Origin of the sequence: Streptomyces sp. NPDC001027, assembly GCF_040299045.1 — a bacterium.
Classification (GTDB): domain Bacteria; phylum Actinomycetota; class Actinomycetes; order Streptomycetales; family Streptomycetaceae; genus Streptomyces.
This window is the reverse complement of sequence record NZ_JBEPBI010000181.1, coordinates 1-15,800: the sequence shown is the minus strand read 5'-3', so window position 1 is coordinate 15,800 and position 15,800 is coordinate 1. Positions and strand designations below refer to the sequence as shown.

Below are 15,800 nucleotides of genomic sequence, written 5' to 3'. Positions count from 1 at the left end.
TCGGTGCCGCAGATCCCGACGAAGGCGGGGGCCAGCTCCACCTCGCCGGTACCCGGCGGGGAGGTCTCGACGGACGCGGTGTCCAGCGAGCGGGCAGCGGTGTAACGGACGGCGAGAGTGGTCATCGTGTCGTCAGGGTCCCTTCAGCGCGGACGCCGATGGTCAGCAGCAGGTTGGCGTAGGTACGGACGTCGGCGGTGACGATGGCCAGCGCCAGGTCGGGCGAGCGGGCGGCGTCGTAGAACTCGAAGCGGCCGAGCGTCTCGACGGGGACGGGCGCGAGCCGGGCGCGGTACTCGCCGATGGCGGGCGGCTCCGGTGCGCCCTCGGGCGGCACCATCACGTGGGCCGACTCGACGGGCAGGGCGGTCATCAGGACGTCGAGCACGGTGGTGACGTCCAACAGGCCCGGCGCCAGGTTCAGATGGACGGTACGGGCGCGGTCGCCGGTGGCGGTGCTCGCGGGGTAGTGGCCGTCGGCGAGCAGCACACGGGCGCCGTGACCGGCGCCGGCCAGGGCTTCGAGGATCCCGGGGTGCAGCAGGTCGGTCAGGAGCACGGTGTTCCCTTCTTCCGTTCGGGGGCCTTCGGGTCGGGCGGGTCGAGTCGGTAGAAGCCGGTCGCGGCGCCCGCGAGGACGGCCTCGGTCTCGGCGGCGGAGCAGCCGCGCAGGAGTTCCTCGACGGTGGCCGCCCACTGGTTCCAGCCGCCCGCGAGGACGCAGACGGGCCAGTCGGAGCCGAACATCAGCCGCTCGGCTCCGAAGGCGGAGAGCAGGACGTCCCACACGGGGCGGATGTCGGCGGTCGTCCAGTTGCGGTGGTCGGCCTCGGTGACCAGGCCCGAGACCTTGCAGCACACCTGCGGGTGGGCGGCCAGTCGTCGCACGTCCCGCTCCCAGTCGCCCAGTTCACCCCGGGCCACGGGCGGCTTGCCCGCGTGGTCGAGGACCAGGGGCAGTTCGGGAAGGCGTTCGGCGAGCCGCACGGCCTGGTCGAACTGGTGGTCGCGGATCAACAGGTCGTAGGCCAGGCCGTGTTGTGCGACCGTCCGCAACCCCCGCTCCACGGACGGTCGTTGCAGCCACCGCGGGTCTGACTCTCCCTGGACGAGGTGCCGCAGGGAGCGGAGGCAGCGGCCGCCCGGGCCGGCGAGCAGGTCGGCGAGGACGTCACCGACCTCCGGCGAGGCGAGGTCGGCCCAGCCGACCACCGCGCCGATCAGCGGCTCGGCGTCGGCCAGGGCGAGCAGCTCCCGGGTCTCGGACACGGACGTCACGCACTGGACGACCACCGTGCGCGCCAGCGGCCGGCCGGCGATGCGCCGGGACGCGTCCGACCGCAGATCGTCCGTGCCGAAGGTACGGCGGATCGGCTCGTGTCCGGGCTCGTCCAGCCAGGGCTGGGGCCGGCGGTCCAGGTCCCACAGATGGTGGTGGGCGTCCACCAGCTCCCCAGGAGCGGTCGACTCAGGGTCCTCAGACACGGACGGACCAGACCGGGCCGTCGGGGTACGTGTACTCCTTCAGCGACTCCTGGTGCATCTCCGCGCTCAGCCCCGGCAGGGTGGGCGCGAGGTAATGGCCGTCGGCGATGCGCACCGGGTCGACGAAGTGCTCGTGGAGGTGGTCGACGTACTCGATGACCCGGTCCTCGAGGGTGCCGGAGACGGCCACGTAGTCGAACATCGACAGGTGCTGCACCATCTCGCACAGGCCGACGCCGCCGGCGTGCGGGCAGACCGGCACGCCGAACTTGGCGGCCAGGAGCAGGATGGCGAGGTTCTCGTTGACTCCGCCGACCCGGGCGGAGTCGATCTGCACGATGTCCACGGCGCCGGCCTGGAGCAGCTGCTTGAAGACGACCCTGTTGGCGATGTGCTCGCCGGTGGCGACCTTGATCGGGCTCAGCGCCCTGCGGACCGCGGCGTGCCCGAGGATGTCGTCCGGGGAGGTCGGCTCCTCGATCCAGTACGGCTGGTAGGGGGCCAGTTCGCGCATCCAGTCGATGGCGGGCTGCACGTCCCATCTCTGGTTGGCGTCCACGGCGATGCGGATGGAGTCGCCGACCGCAGCGCGGGCGGTGCGCATGCGCCGCACGTCGTCCTCCAGGGACGCGCCGACCTTCAGCTTGATCTGGGTGAAGCCCTCGGCGACGGCCTCCCGGGCGAGGCGGGCCAGCTTCTCGTCGGAGTAGCCGAGCCAGCCGGGCGTGGTGGTGTAGGCGGGGTATCCGCGCTCCAGCAGAGCGGCGATGCGCTCCTGGCGGCCGGGCTCGGCGCGGCGCAGGATCTCGAGGGCCTCCTCGGGGGTGAGGGCGTCGCTGAGCCAGCGGAAGTCGATCTGCGCGACCAGGTCCTCGGGCGACATCTCGCCGAGGAAGCGCCAGACGGGCTTGCCCGCGCGCTTGGCCGCCAGGTCCCAGGCAGCGTTGACGACGGCGCCGGTCGCCATGTGGATCGCGCCCTTCTCCGGTCCCAGCCAGCGCAGTTGGGGGTCGTGGACGAGTGAGCGGGAGAACGCGCCGAGATCTCCGCACACCTCGTCGACCGAGAGACCCACCACGTACGGGGCGAGCGCCGCGATGGCGGCGGCCTGGACGTCGTTGCCTCGGCCGGTGGTGAAGGCCAGGGCGTGGCCCTCCAGGCCGTCCCCGGCGTCGGTGCGCAGGACGACGTACGCGGCCGAGTAGTCGGGCTCGGGGTTCATGGCGTCCGACCCGTCCAGATGCTCGGACGTCGGGAAACGCACGTCCAGCACGTCGAGAGCGGTGATACGGGCGGCGGAGGCCGGGGTGGGGGACACAGCGGAGGACATGGCAACTCCTGGAGGAGCAGGGGGGATGACGGCCCCTGCGACGAGATGGGGAACGAGGCGGAGTCCGGCGGCCGCGCGGTCCCGGGGGGCCCCGGTCACGGCCGCCCGGAATCACTCCTGGACCTTGCCGCCCGTGATGCGGGAGATCATCAGCGCGGCCAGGATGATCAGGCCGTTGAGGGCGCCGATCCACTGGGCGGGGACCCCCGCCAGGGTGAGCACGTTCTGGATCATGAAGAGCAGCAGGATGCCGCTGAACGCGCCGAACATGGTGCCCTTGCCGCCGTTGAGGCTGATCCCGCCGATCACGGCGGCGGCGAACACGGTGAAGATGTAGCCGTTGCCCTGGGCGGAGGCGACGGAGGCCAGCCGCCCGGACAGCAGCAGCCCGGAGAGGGCGGCGAGCACACTGCCGCTGACCAGGACGATCCACAGGACCCGGTCGGTGCGGATGCCGGCCGCCTTCGCCGCGTCGACGTTGCCGCCGATGGCGTAGAGGGAGCGGCCGAAGCTGGTCCAGCCGAGCACCACGATGGCGACGGCGAACAGGGTGAGGGTGAGCCAGATGGAGGCGGGCATCCCGAACCACTGGGCGGTGCCGAGGTAGAGCATCGACTCGGGCAGCTGGAAGAACGTCTGGCCGCCGGAGATGCCGGTGAGGATGCCGCGCAGGACGATCAGCATGCCGAGGGTGACGATGAACCCGTTGAGGCCGAAGCGGATGATCAGCAGGGAGTTGACCACGCCGATGAGCACGCCCACGGCGAGGGTGAGGGGGATCGCCCAGGCGCCGGGCAGCAGGCCCAGTCCGTGTCCGGCGCTGCCGATGGTCAGCCAGGCCGCGACGCCGGGCGCGAGGCCCATCGTCGACTCGAGGGAGAGGTCCATCTTCTTGACGATCAGGATCATCGTCTGGGCGAGCACCAGCAGAGCGATCTCGGACATCGTCTGCAGGACGTTGATGAGGTTGTCCGCCTGCAGGAACACGGGGTTGACGATCTGACCGACGATCGCGATGACGACGATCGCGGGGACGAGCGCCAGGTCGCGCAGCCGCGCCAGCGGTATCCGGCCGCCGAACAGCGCGGTCCGCTTGACGCCCGGCTGGTCGGGCTTGGACGTGGGCGCGTCCGCGAGGACGGTTTCAGGCATCGAGGTCCACTCCTTCCATCGCGGCGACGACGTCGTGGTCGTGCCAGCCGCGCGGGATCTCCAAGGTCACTCGGCCCTGGAACATCACCAGGACCCGGTCGCACATACGCAGGTCGTCGAGTTCGTCGGAGGCGATGAGCACTCCGGTTCCGGTGTCCGCGGTCTCCTCGACCTTGCCGAGGAGGAACTCCTTGGAGCGCACGTCCACGCCCGCGGTCGGGTTGATCAGGACCAGCAGCCGGGGGTCGTCGGCGAGGGCGCGTGCCATGACGACCTTCTGCTGGTTGCCGCCGGACAGCGCGGAGACCGGCAGGTCCGGCCCCGGTGTCTTGATCGCCAGCTTCTCGATCATGCCCTGGGCGAGCCGGTCGCGGGCCTGGCTGCTGACGAGCCCGTTGCGACCGAGCCGGTGGGGCACGGACAGGGTGGCGTTGTCGGCGATCGACATGTCGGGCACGAAGCCCTGGTGGTGCCGGTCCTGGGGGACGAATCCGGCGCCGGCGGCGAGCGCGGCGGGCACACTGCCCGGCCGGGGCCGCTGTCCGGCGATCTCGACCGAACCGTCGTCGGCCGACCGCAGTCCCACGACCGTCTCGGCGACCTCGGTGCGGCCGCTGCCCGCGGCGCCGGCGAGCCCGACGATCTCACCGGCGCCCACCTGGAAGGTGACGTCCTGGTAGGCGTCGCCGCTGATGGCCCGGACGCTCAGCGCGGCCGTCGCGTCCGGGTCCAGGGTGCTCGCCCGTTCCTCGCGCCGACCGCCGGCGGCCTCGCCGGTCATGGCGGCGACGAGTTCGGTGCGGGGAAGCTCGGCGACCGGTGCGGTCACGATGTGCCGGGCGTCCCGGAAGACCGTCACCATGTCGCAGATCTCGTAGATCTCCTGGAGGTGGTGGCTGATGAACAGGAAGGTCACGCCCTGGCTCTGCAGGTCGCGGATCCGGTCGAACAGCCGGTTGATGGCGGCTCCGTCGAGCTGGGCGGTGGGTTCGTCGAGGATGATGAAGCGGGCGCCGAAGGACAGCGCGCGGGCGATCTCGACGAACTGCCGCTGTTCCACGCTGAGATCGCCGGCCGGGGTCTGCGGATCCACGTCGACCGACCAGGTCGACAGCAGGTCCTGTGCCCGGCGGCGCACGCCCTGCCAGCTGATGAGCCGGCTCGGGCCGTGGTCGTGCCGGTTCAGGAACAGGTTCTCGGCGACGGTCAGGGTCGGGATGATCGTCGACTTCTGGTAGACGCAGGCGACGCGCTGCCGCCAGCCGTCGCGGTCCGCGGGCCGGGGAGCGGGGCGGCCGCCGAAGGAGACCGTCCCCTCGTCCGGGCTCTGCAGTCCGGTGAGGACGGACACCAGCGTCGACTTGCCCGCTCCGTTGCGGCCGACGAGCGCGTGCGTCTCACCGGACCGGATGGTGATCCGGGCCCCGTCCAGGGCCACTGTCGGACCGAATCGTTTGACTATGCCCGTCGCCTCGACGACGGGCGGGCCCGCCGGGGCCCGTCCGTCGTCCGCCGGGGCGGGCGCGGGGGTGACTGCTCGCTCCCCGTCGCTCATCTCAACCGCCTTGTTCTCGTGAGCCGTCGTATGGGTCGGTGAGCCTCAGCCGAGGTTGTTGCCCCAGAGGGACTTGTCGTCGCTCTTGAGGCTCGGCACACCGCCGTAGGTGCCGCCGTCGGCGGTGACCAGCGGCGCGGAGAGCTGGTCCTCCAGCAGTCCGTCACGGACCTGGACGATGGTGCTGTCGTGGTCGGTCTTGCCGGGCTTGAACGTCTTCCCGTCGATGGCGGCCTTGAGGTAGTACAGGGCGTACTTGGCGTAGAGGTCGGCCGGCTGGGAGACGGTGGCGTCGATCTTGCCGGCGGCTATGGACTTCAGCTCTTCCGGAATGCCGTCGTTGGAGACGATGAAGACGTGCTTCTTGTCCTCGGGACCGACCAGCAGGCCCTTCTGCTTGAGGACCTGGAGCGTGCCGGACAGGGCGAAGCTGGACTCCATGTAGACGCCCTTGATGTCCGGGTTGGCGGTCAGGTCCGTCTGGAGCTTCTGCGCGGCGACGGCACCGTCCCAGTTGGTGGCCTCGCCGAACACCTTGATGTCCGGGAAGTTCTTCTTCATGCAGTCGTTGAACGCCTCGGTGCGGTCACGGCCGTTGATGGAGTCCAGGCCGCCCTCCAGCATCACGACCTTGCCCTTGCCGGCGAGCTTGGCGCCCAGGTACTGGCAGGCCTTCTCGCCGTACGCGCGGTTGTCGGCGCGCACGACCATGAACACCTTGCCGCTGTCGGGACGGGTGTCGACCGTGACGACGGGGATCTTCTTCGCCTCCAGCTGCGCCAGCGTCGGCGCGATGGCTGCGGTGTCCTGAGGGGCCATCGCGAGGCCCTTGACGCCCTGGCTGATGAAGGTCTGCGCGTTGGCGGTCAGCTTGGCGACGTCGTTCTGCGAGTTGGTGGTCTTGAGCGAGAGGCCGAGCTCCTTGGCGTACTCCGGCGTGTACTTGATGTACGAGTTCCAGAAGTCGGTGTCGGACCGCGGGTAGTCGACGCCGACCAGCGGCTTGCCGTCGGCGCCGGCCGCGGCGCCGGAGCCGCCGCATGCGCTGAGCAGCGCCATCGCGGAGAGGACGGAGGCAGCGGAACAGAGGGCGGTTCTGAGTCTCATGGGTACTTCCTCGCGCTGGTCCCGTAGCGGGAGATGTTTCGCATGGGCGACGACCGTGTGACGCCGCCCTGGAGAGATGGGATGTTTATAGGCGGCTGATCGATGGCGTGTCTACCCCTTGGTGCAATTTGCCGTGTACTTCCGACCTGATCGACCGTCCTGGGCCTAGGGAGAGCTGAAGCGTCCAGCGATCCATCCCATGAATCGTGGCCCATCCGTGATGTGACTGCACCGCGGCATGCTCATGAAACATGCCATGTTTCGGACGTGACAAAAGGGAAAAGACCAGGACTTAAGCGGCAAAAACCCTTGTCATGAGCCGGTTTTCATCCCTGCACGCCCGTTGACACGGCAAGGACGCATGGCCGACCTTCGTGCGTAACGAACGGCAACCCGGGCCGGGACCGAACCGGGCGTCCCCTTCCTTCACCCCCGCCCCCTTCGCACCAGGGATGTGTCATGCCGAGTTCGATCAACAGACGCCGCTTCTTGGCGGGAGCCACCTTCGTGGCCGCAGCGACGGTCGCCGGCGGCCTGTTCGGCGCGGGCGCAGCGCAGGCCGCCCCGAGCGCCTACACGCCCGACTGGAACTCGGTCGACCAGCACCCGCCGGCCCCGGAATGGTTCCAGGACGCCAAGTTCGGCATCTACTTCCACTGGGGCGTCTTCAGCGTTCCCGCGTACGACAGCGAGTGGTACCCGCGGAACATGTACGCGGGCGGCAGCAACGCCAACAAGCACCACATCGCGACCTACGGTCAGCCCTCCGCCTGGCCATACCACAACTTCATCAACGGCGCGAACGACCTCGCGGGCAACGCGGTCCAGTTCGCTCCGAAGCTGAAGTCGGCGGGCGGGAACTTCGACCCCGACGAATGGGCGCAGCTGTTCGTCGACGCCGGCGCGAAGTTCGCCGGGCCCGTCGCGGAGCACCACGACGGCTTCTCCATGTGGGACAGCCAGGTCAACGAGTGGAACTCGGTCGCCAAGGGCCCGCACCTCAACCTGCTGCAGCTGTTCACCACGGCCATCCGCGCCAAGAACCTCAAGCTGCTGGTGGCCATGCACCACGCGTACAACTACAACGGCTTCTACCAGTACGCCCCGGCCCAGACCGACCCCAGCCTCAAGAAGCTCTACGGGCAGCTCGGCCCGGCCGCAGAGAACCAGCTCTGGTACGACAAGCTCAAGGAGGTCATCGACCGGGCCCAGCCGGACATCCTCTGGCAGGACTTCAAGCTGGACGCCGTCGACGAGACCCAGCGCCTGAACTTCCTGTCGTACTACTACAACCAGGCCAACAGCTGGGGCCGCGAGGTCGTCGCCACCTACAAGGACGGCATGAACGGCAAGGGCGAGGTCTTCGACTACGAGCGAGGCGGCCCGAGCGACCTCACCACGCCGTACTGGCTCACCGACGACAGCATCTCCAGCAGCAGCTGGTGCTACACCCAGGGCATCGGCTACTACAGCACCCAGCAGATGCTGCACGCCTTCCTCGACCGGGTCAGCAAGAACGGCAACATGCTGCTCAACATCGCGCCGATGGCCGACGGCACCATTCCCCAGGCCCAGAAGAACATCCTGCTCGGCATCGGCGACCACCTGAAGCGGTTCGGCGAGTCGGTGTACGCGACCCGCGCCTGGAGCGTGTACGGCGAAGGTCCGACGAAGATGGGCGGCGGGTCCTTCACCAATCCGACCGCCGGCACGGCTCAGGACATCCGCTTCACGCGCAACAAGGCGAACACCGTCCTGTACGCCACCGCCCTCGGCTGGCCGGGGAGCTCCGTGACGATCAAGACCCTCGGCTCGGACCGGATCAACCTCTCCTCGCTGTCCTCGGTCAAGCTCTTCGACTCCACCGCCGGCTCCTACATCGACCTGCCGGCTCCGACGCAGAGCGCGTCCGGCCTGACGGTCACCCTGCCGTCCTCGGCGCCCTACAGCGCCAACGCCTACGTCCTCAAGCTCGCGTTCTCCGGCACGATCCCGGCTCTGCGGCCGCAGGCCGGGGCGATCGCGTTCGTGGACGTCGGCTACTCCGGCGCCTCCGCCGTGCTCGCCCTCGGCGACCACAACGCGGCCGACCTGACCGCGTCGGGCCTCGGCCTTCGCACGATCTCCTCCCTCCGGCCGGCCCCCGGCTACCAGGTGGTCGGCTACTCCGGAGACAACTTCACCGGCACCGCGTGGACCTTCACCGCCGACAACCCCGACCTGCGGGTCACCGGCAACAACGACCAGATCACCTCGCTGAGGGTCCAGTTCAACCCGGCGACGTACGCCCGGATCACGAACGTCACCGACGGCCTGGCCCTGGACAGCGGCGGCAACGTGGCCTCCGGCTCCAACCTCAAGCAGTGGTCGTGGGACGGCAGCCCCAACCTGCAGTGGCAGGCGGTGGACGTCGGAGGCGGTTTCTACAAGCTGGTCAACCGCACCAACGGCATGGTCGCCGACGGCTGGGGCGCCACCGCCGACGGCTCACCGGCCCGACAGGCCGCCTGGAACGGCAGCCCCAACCAGCAGTGGACGATCACCCCGCGCGGCGCCGACCGCTACTCGATCGCCAACCGCACCACGGGGCTGGTGCTCGACGGAGGCGGCAACGTCGCCTCGGGCGCCGTCACCAAGCAGTGGACCTACGGCGCCAGCACCAACCTGCTGTGGACCTTCACCGCGCTGTGACGGACCCGGCCACCGACCGGACGGCTGCGGGGGCGTGTTCCCCCACCTCCCCGCAGCAGTCCGTCCGCCGCGGCCGACGGTGACCCGGCCGGCCCGCTGACGCGGCGCGGTCGACGCCCCCGTCTCATCCGCTCGCGCTGAGGTGTGCCCTGCGCTCGGGGAGCCGGCTGCGGGAGCGGAACGTGCGGCGGTAGGCGTCCGGCGGCACGCCGACCGTCCGGTTGAAATGCCGCCGCAGCGTCGTGGCGGTGCCCATGCCGGTGGCCGTCGCGATGGCGTCGACGGTGTCGTCGGTGGTCTCCAGCAACTCCTGCGCCCGGCGGATCCGTTGGGAGAGCAGCCACTGCAGCGGAGTGGTGCCGGTGACCGACCGGAAGTGACGGCCCAGATGCCGCGAACTCATCCGCGCCCGACGGGCCAGGTCCTCCACGGTGAGCGGACGGTCCAGGCGGCGCAGCACCCACGGGAACAGCTCGGCGAGCGGGTGGTTGCCCGGTGCGGGAACCGGCGTCTTCACGAACTGGGCCTGACCGCCGTCCCGGTGCGGCGGCACGACCAGACGGCGGGCGAGCGTGTTGGCGACCGACGAGCCGTGGTCGAGACGGACGAGATGCAGGCACAGATCCATCGCGGCCGCCTTGCCGGCGGAGGTGAGCACGCTGCCGTCGTCCACATACAGGACGTCCGGGTCGACCGTCACCCGCGGGTGACGCGCCGCCAGTTCCTCGGCGTGAGCCCAGTGCGTGGTCGCGCGCCGGCCGTCCAGCAGACCCGCGGCGGCCAGGATGAACGCGCCCGTGCAGAGCGACGCCACGCGGGCGCCCGCCTCGTGGGCCGCGCGCACCGCATCGACCAGCTCGGCCGGCGGATCGCGGTCCACGTCGGCCCAGCCCGGCACGATCACGGTGTCGGCGTGCGCGAGCCGGTCGAGGCCGTGCTCGGGCTCGAGGCGGAAGTGACCCACCCGTACGGCGGTCGGACCGCAGAGCGAGAAGCGGTACCAGGGGTCCGCCACACCGGTCAGGTCGGAGCCGAACACCTCGCTCGCCAGGGCCAGTTCGAAGTGCAGCATGCCGTCGGTGACGGCCAGTGCGACGGTGGTCATGTCCGGAAGTGTACGAGGAATGGCGTTCCGGACCATCGCGGCCCGGAGCGGATCTTCGACAGGATGTCCATGACGGAGCGCGGGGGACCGAGAACGCGCAGCGCAACGATGGTCTACGGAGGAAAACCCATGGGATCGGGACAGCAGGTGGCGGTGTTCGGCGCTTACGGGCACACGGGGCGGTTCGTGGTGACGGAGCTCGGTGAACGGGGCTTCCGCCCGGTCCTGTCCGGCCGCGACGCCGACCAGCTGAAGGCGCTGGCCCACGAGACGGGCTGGGAGGCCCGCCCGGCGTCCGTCGACGACCCGGACGCCCTCGACCGGGCGCTGGCCGGGGCCGCAGCGGTGATCAACTGCGCCGGACCCTTCGCGACGACGGCCGCCCCCGTGATCGAGGCGGCGTTGCGGGCCCGCATCCCGTACCTCGACGTGGCGGCCGAGATCGAGGCCAACGTCGACACCTTCGAGCGCTTCGCCGACCGGGCACGGGAGGCGGGCACGCTGGTCGTCCCGGCGATGGCCTTCTTCGGCGGCCTCGGCGACCTGCTGGTCACCGCGGCGGCGCAGGACTGGACGAAGGCCGACGAGGCCCACATCGCGTACGGGCTGAGCAGCTGGCATCCCACCGCCGGCACGCGCACGGCGGGCGCCGTGTCCCGGGAGCGGCGCGACGGCCGGCGCGTACGGTACTCCGGAGGGCGGCTGGAGTACCGCGACGACGCCTCGCCGATCCTGGACTGGTCCTTCCCCGAGCCGCTGGGTCAGCGGTCCGTCGTCGGGGAGTTCACGATGGCCGACGTCGTGACCGTGCCGACCCACCTGTCCATCCCCGAGGTGCAGACGTACATGACGGTCGAGGCGGCCCGGGACATCGCGGCCCCGGAGACCCCGGTGCCGGCCGCGGCCGACGAACAGGGGCGCTCCGACCAGACGTTCCTGGTCGACGTCGTCGTGCGCTCCGGCGACGTCGAACGGCGGGCCGTGGCCCGCGGCAGGGACATCTACGCGGTCACCGCGCCCCTGGTGGTCGAGGCGGTCGCCCGCGTCCTCACGGGACGCACCGAGGCGGTCGGCGTGGTCTCCGCGGGTGAGGCGTTCGACGCGCCGGACTTCCTCCGTGCACTGTCGCCGCACATCACGGTGGAACCGCGGCCCTGACGGCCCCCGCCCGGACGCTTCGGGCTGCCCCGGTCGCAGGGGGTCTCGCCGTCAGGCGTCGGGCGCCGCGAAGACGCGTTCCCCGTCCACGAAGGTCTGCAGGGCGCGTGTGGCCGCGATCTCCTCGGGCGCTCCCGTGAACGGGTCGCGGTCGAGGACGACCAGGTCGGCCGCCTTGCCGACGGCGATGCTGCCGGTGAGATCGTCGAGGCCGTTCACATAGGCGCTGCCGGCCGTGTAGGCGGCGAGCGCGGCGCCCAGGTCCAGGCGCTGTCCCGGCAAAAACGCGGGGGTGTCCCGGGGAGCGTCCGGGACCCGTCGGTTGACGGCGACGTGGATGGCCTGGAGCGGGTCGGGACTGCTGACCGGCCAGTCGCTGCCGGCGGCGAGGGTCGCCCCGGCGCGCAGCAGATCGCCGAACGGGTACTGGCGTGCGCCGCGCTCGGGGCCCAGGAACGGCAGGGTGAGCTCGTCCATCTGCGGCTCGTGGGCGGCCCACAGCATCTGGAGGTTGGCGGTGGCGCCGAGGCGCCGGAAGCGCCGTACGTCGTCGGGGTGGACGACCTGCAGATGCGCCAGATGGTGGCGGGTGTCCCGGTGTCCGTTCGCGTCACGGGCGGCTTCGACGGCGTCGAGCGCCTCGCGGACCGCCCGGTCGCCGAGCGCGTGGAAGTGGACCTGGAAGCCGAGTGCGTCGAGCTCGGTGACGTACTTCTTCAGCTCCCCGGGTTCGACGAAGCTGATGCCGCTGGTGCCCGAGGCGCAGCCGCAGCCGGTGAGATAGGGGTCGAGCATCGCCGCGGTGTGGTTCTCGGCGATGCCGTCCTGCATGATCTTCACCGTGCCGGCGCGGAACCGGCCCACGCTCGACTCCTCGCGCTGGGCCATGAGTTCGGGAATCTGCTCGGCGCCTCGCTCACGGTCCCACCACAGCGCGCCGACCACGCGGGCGGTCAGCAGCCCCTGTTCCTGCGCCGCGCGGTAGGAGGGGGCGGGGTCGGGCATGTTGGCGTAGGCGCCGACGATGGCGTCCTGCCAGGCGGTGACGCCGTGGGAGTGCAGCACGGCCTGGGCTCGTAGCAGGGCGGCCAGTCGGGCCTCGGTCGTGGGTGCGGGCACCAGCCGGCCCACGAGGTGGACGGCGCCCTCCTGGAGCATGCCGGTGGGGTTGCCGTCGGCGTCGCGTTCGATGCGTCCGTCGGCGGGGTCGGGGGTGCGGGCGTCGATGCCGGCGAGTTCCAGCGCGCGGGTGTTGACCCAGGCGCCGTGGTGGTCGCGGTTGGGCAGGAAGACCGGACGGTCGGGGACGATCGCGTCGAGGGCGGCGGCGGTGGGCGCGCCGCCGGGGAAGGCCTCCAGGGACCAGCCGCCGCCGGTGACCCATTCGGCGTCCGGGCGGTCGTCGGCGTAGGCACGGATCCGCCGCAGGTACTCGGCGGGGTCGACGGTGTCGGCCAGGTGGCACAGTCCGAGTTCCAGGCCCGCGCCCTGCGGGTGCACATGGGCGTCCTGGAAGCCGGGCAGCAGCAGTCTTCCGGCGAGGTCGACGACCTCGGTGTCCGGTCCGATCAGCGCGTGGACCTCGTCGTGGCCGACGGCCGTGATCCGCCCGGCGTGCACGGCCACGGCGGTGGCGCGGCTGCGGGCGGGGTCGACGGTGTGGACGGGCCCGCCGGTGAGGACGAGGTCGGCGGGGCCCGTGGCCTGGGACTGTGGCATGGGTGTGGTCTCCGTGAGGGGCGGGGGAGGAGGGGCCGAGCGGCCGGGGCGCGTCCGGCCGCCGGACGGTGCGCTGACTCAGGCGGGGGTGCGGTCCATGGGGAGGACGATGCTCTCGGCGTCGGTCCCGTGTCCGGTGGCGAAGTACGGCGACCGGCGGGCGTACTTGGCGACCGCGGCCATGCCGAGGCCTGCCAGGACGATGGCGGCGGGCAGGGAGAACATGAACCAGCCGTTGGCGGGGCTGAGTTCGAAGTGGTCGCTCATCGTCAGGTACGAGTACCCGAGGTATCCGCCGAGTCCCAGCAGCGCCAGACCGGACGCCGCGGGCACGCCCACGGCGAGCAGCGCCGTCCGCAGACCCTCGCGGGCGGACGCGCGGAAACGCACCGCGCACGCGAGTGCGGTGAGGCCGTAGTAGAGGGCGACGAGAAGACCGATGGCGTTGACGGCGGCCAGCAGCATGTCGCTCAGCCGCGGGAGGGCGACGGCCAGCGCGGCGATCGCGGAGGCGATGGCCAGCACCACGACCGTGCCGGCGGCGGGGGTGCCGTAGCGCGGGTGCACCCGGGTCCACAGCGGGCCCATGGTGCGGTCGCGGCCCATCGCGAGCAGTCCGCGCGCGGTGGGGATCAGCGTGGACTGCACGGAGGCCGCGGCCGAGAACATCAGCGCCACGACGGGCAGGGTCGCCCAGGGCTCGGCGGCCAGCTTCTCCCCGAGATAGGGCAGCGCCTGCGGTCCGTTCTCGATCAGTTCGGCGAGGCTCATCTCCCGCTGGAAGGCGACCGACGCGAAGAGGAACAGACCGAGCATGGCGAACAGGGCGATCAGGCCGCCGCGGGCCGCGTCGTCCGGACGCCTGGTCTCCTCGTTGACGCTGAAGGCGGCGTCCCAGCCCCAGAAGAAGAACACCGCGAGGACCATGCCCTGCGCGAAGGCGGTGCCGTCCGCGATCTCGAAGGGGTTGAACCAGGAGAAGGAGAAGGACTGGTGGCCGGTGACCAGCGCCCAGCCGCAGAATCCGAGCAGCACGGCGTACTCGAAGACCAGCAGGGCGAACTGGAAGCGGGTGGTGGCCCGGGTGCCGGTGACGGCGATCGCGGTGAGGCCGAGCAGCAGCACCAGCCCGACGGCCGTGCTGACTGCGGTGGACGACGGGTCGAGGGCGACGCCCGCAAGGCTGTGCAGCCCGGCCTTGTTGGTGAAGATCAGCACGACCGAGCCCATGACCGCGCTCGTGTAGGCGCAGAAGACGACCGAGCCGACGACGGTGACCCATCCGGTCAGGAAGCCGGGCCAGGGGCCGAGCGTCTTGCCGACCCAGGTGTAGCCGTTGCCGCAGTTTGGCTCGGATCTGTTGAGGCGGGCGTACGCGGTGGCGATGCCGAGCACGGGCAGGAAGGCGAGCAGCAGGAGCGCCGGGGCCTGCAGTCCGACGATGGTGGCGATGGTGCCCATGCCGATGGCGATGCTGGTCGTGGCCGCGGTGCTGGACGCGGCGATGGCGACCCCGTCGACCACGCCGAGGGATCGGCGCAGTCCGGCGCCCGGTCCGCCGGTCGGCGCCGGTGTCGGGGGAGCGGGCGGAGTGGACGACTGGGACGACAGGGAGGTCATGGGCAGTCTCCTCGCGGGGAGGGAGGACGGGGGACGAGCCGCGCGGGACTGTGATGGAACACCGCCCGTCTTTCTTGCGTCAATCCTGTTGACATAACAGGGGCTCGACTTCTTCACTTCTGCTACGCCGCGCCGACCGACAGGAGCCCCCGCCATGACCACCCGTGTCCCGCAGGAGCGCAGACGCCGCCGGCCCACCCGCTCCGGCGTCGTGCTGTCGGAGGAGCTGATCGTCGAGACGGCCCTGCGGCTCATCGGCGAGCACGGCCCGGAAGCGCTCAGCGTCCGTCGCCTCGGCGCCGCCATCGGTTGCGACCCGAGCGCCCTGTACCGCTACTTCCGCGACACCGACGACCTGGTGCTCGCCATCGCCGACCGCATCATCGGCGACGCCATGGCCGGCTTCGTCCCGGGCGACGACTGGGCCGCCGCGCTGCGCGAGATGGCCCTGCGGGTACGGGCCGGCTACCTCGCCCACCCGCGCGCGGCGGCCTTCGCCTCGTACCGGGTGACGCGGCGCGAGAACGAGATCCGTGCCGTGGAGACGGGGATCGGCCTGCTGCTCTCCGCGGGCTTCGGTCCGGCCGAGGCGACGCGTCTGTATCTGGCGTTCATCGACACCGTGCTCAGCCACGCGGCCATGGACGCCGCCTTCCAGGCCCTCGGGCCGGCCCAGCGCGAGGCCGACCACCGGGCGTGGGCCGGGGTCTACCAGCGACTGGACCCCGCCACGCACCCCGCGCTGACCGCCGTGCGGCAGGTGCTGCCCACCCTGCGCGACAGCTCCTTCGAGGAGGCGGTGGACCTCCTGCTGGAGGCGCTGACGGCCCGCGCCCCGGCCGGGCGGGACCGGACGCCCGCGGACGCCGTCCGCGGTC

At 71.2% G+C, this 15,800-nt stretch carries 12 protein-coding genes and 1 pseudogene; 3 read left to right on the top strand and 10 right to left on the bottom strand.

Annotated features, from left to right (window positions below):
• From ABT300_RS32435 to ABT300_RS32405, 7 genes and pseudogenes are all read right to left on the bottom strand, one after another.
• Positions 1-125: pseudogene (locus ABT300_RS32435) on the bottom strand (Zn-dependent alcohol dehydrogenase); the annotation flags it as partial.
• Positions 122-559 (bottom strand): RbsD/FucU domain-containing protein, encoded by a 438-nt coding sequence (locus ABT300_RS32430; RefSeq protein ID WP_351683322.1) that lies wholly within the window; start codon positions 557-559, stop codon positions 122-124. The gene ABT300_RS32430 and the pseudogene ABT300_RS32435, both read right to left, overlap by 4 nt.
• The gene (locus ABT300_RS32425) at positions 550-1,485 is read right to left on the bottom strand and encodes an amidohydrolase family protein (RefSeq protein ID WP_351683320.1); all 936 of its coding nucleotides are present in this window, start codon (positions 1,483-1,485) and stop codon (positions 550-552) included. The genes ABT300_RS32430 and ABT300_RS32425 overlap by 10 nt, the downstream gene beginning before the upstream one ends.
• On the bottom strand, positions 1,478-2,815 hold the full coding sequence (locus ABT300_RS32420; RefSeq protein WP_351683317.1) for an L-fuconate dehydratase: 1,338 nt from the start codon (positions 2,813-2,815) through the stop codon (positions 1,478-1,480). The genes ABT300_RS32425 and ABT300_RS32420 overlap by 8 nt, the downstream gene beginning before the upstream one ends.
• Before the next feature lie 111 nt (positions 2,816-2,926).
• Positions 2,927-3,967 (bottom strand): ABC transporter permease, encoded by a 1,041-nt coding sequence (locus ABT300_RS32415; protein ID WP_351683314.1) that lies wholly within the window; start codon positions 3,965-3,967, stop codon positions 2,927-2,929.
• Positions 3,960-5,522, bottom strand: coding sequence for a sugar ABC transporter ATP-binding protein (locus ABT300_RS32410; RefSeq protein ID WP_351683311.1), 1,563 nt, complete (start codon positions 5,520-5,522; stop codon positions 3,960-3,962). The genes ABT300_RS32415 and ABT300_RS32410 overlap by 8 nt, the downstream gene beginning before the upstream one ends.
• 45 nt (positions 5,523-5,567) lie before the next feature.
• A complete protein-coding gene (locus tag ABT300_RS32405; protein WP_351683308.1) occupies positions 5,568-6,629 on the bottom strand; it encodes a sugar ABC transporter substrate-binding protein in 1,062 nt (353 codons plus the stop codon).
• 459 nt (positions 6,630-7,088) lie between these two features.
• Here ABT300_RS32405 and ABT300_RS32400 point away from each other — a divergent pair, with 459 nt between their 5' ends.
• Complete coding sequence (locus tag ABT300_RS32400; protein ID WP_351683305.1) at positions 7,089-9,320, top strand: alpha-L-fucosidase; 2,232 nt, start codon at positions 7,089-7,091, stop codon at positions 9,318-9,320.
• Positions 9,321-9,444: 124 nt separating this feature from the next.
• Here the strand turns inward: ABT300_RS32400 and ABT300_RS32395 are convergent, their stop codons facing one another.
• Positions 9,445-10,425, bottom strand: a complete 981-nt coding sequence (locus tag ABT300_RS32395; protein ID WP_351683302.1) for a helix-turn-helix domain-containing protein — start codon at positions 10,423-10,425, stop codon at positions 9,445-9,447.
• A 129-nt stretch (positions 10,426-10,554) separates the two neighbouring features.
• On the opposite strand from ABT300_RS32395, the gene ABT300_RS32390 reads away from it, so the two are divergent.
• The gene (locus ABT300_RS32390; protein ID WP_351683300.1) at positions 10,555-11,583 is read left to right on the top strand and encodes a saccharopine dehydrogenase family protein; all 1,029 of its coding nucleotides are present in this window, start codon (positions 10,555-10,557) and stop codon (positions 11,581-11,583) included.
• Positions 11,584-11,634: 51 nt separating this feature from the next.
• On the opposite strand, the gene ABT300_RS32385 is transcribed toward ABT300_RS32390, so the two are convergent.
• Positions 11,635-13,302 carry an amidohydrolase gene (locus ABT300_RS32385; protein ID WP_351683297.1) on the bottom strand — a complete coding sequence of 556 codons (1,668 nt, stop codon included), beginning with the start codon at positions 13,300-13,302 and terminating at the stop codon, positions 11,635-11,637.
• 78 nt (positions 13,303-13,380) lie between these two features.
• Positions 13,381-14,922, bottom strand: coding sequence for an APC family permease (locus tag ABT300_RS32380; RefSeq protein ID WP_351683295.1), 1,542 nt, complete (start codon positions 14,920-14,922; stop codon positions 13,381-13,383).
• Positions 14,923-15,076: 154 nt separating this feature from the next.
• On the opposite strand from ABT300_RS32380, the gene ABT300_RS32375 reads away from it, so the two are divergent.
• Positions 15,077-15,800, top strand: a 724-nt coding sequence (locus tag ABT300_RS32375; protein WP_351683293.1) for a TetR/AcrR family transcriptional regulator, incomplete at its 3' end; no start/stop codon positions are given.

Bases quoted from the DNA above. Each gene is read 5' to 3' on its own strand.
- ABT300_RS32420 (WP_351683317.1), bottom strand. From the start codon at position 2,815: ATGTCCTCCGCTGTGTCCCCCACCCCGGCCTCCGCCGCCCGTATCACC.
- ABT300_RS32415 (WP_351683314.1), bottom strand. From the start codon at position 3,967: ATGCCTGAAACCGTCCTCGCGGACGCGCCCACGTCCAAGCCCGACCAG.
- ABT300_RS32410 (WP_351683311.1), bottom strand. From the start codon at position 5,522: ATGAGCGACGGGGAGCGAGCAGTCACCCCCGCGCCCGCCCCGGCGGAC.
- ABT300_RS32405 (WP_351683308.1), bottom strand. From the start codon at position 6,629: ATGAGACTCAGAACCGCCCTCTGTTCCGCTGCCTCCGTCCTCTCCGCG.
- ABT300_RS32400 (WP_351683305.1), top strand. From the start codon at position 7,089: ATGCCGAGTTCGATCAACAGACGCCGCTTCTTGGCGGGAGCCACCTTC.
- ABT300_RS32395 (WP_351683302.1), bottom strand. From the start codon at position 10,425: ATGACCACCGTCGCACTGGCCGTCACCGACGGCATGCTGCACTTCGAA.
- ABT300_RS32390 (WP_351683300.1), top strand. From the start codon at position 10,555: ATGGGATCGGGACAGCAGGTGGCGGTGTTCGGCGCTTACGGGCACACG.
- ABT300_RS32385 (WP_351683297.1), bottom strand. From the start codon at position 13,302: ATGCCACAGTCCCAGGCCACGGGCCCCGCCGACCTCGTCCTCACCGGC.
- ABT300_RS32380 (WP_351683295.1), bottom strand. From the start codon at position 14,922: ATGACCTCCCTGTCGTCCCAGTCGTCCACTCCGCCCGCTCCCCCGACA.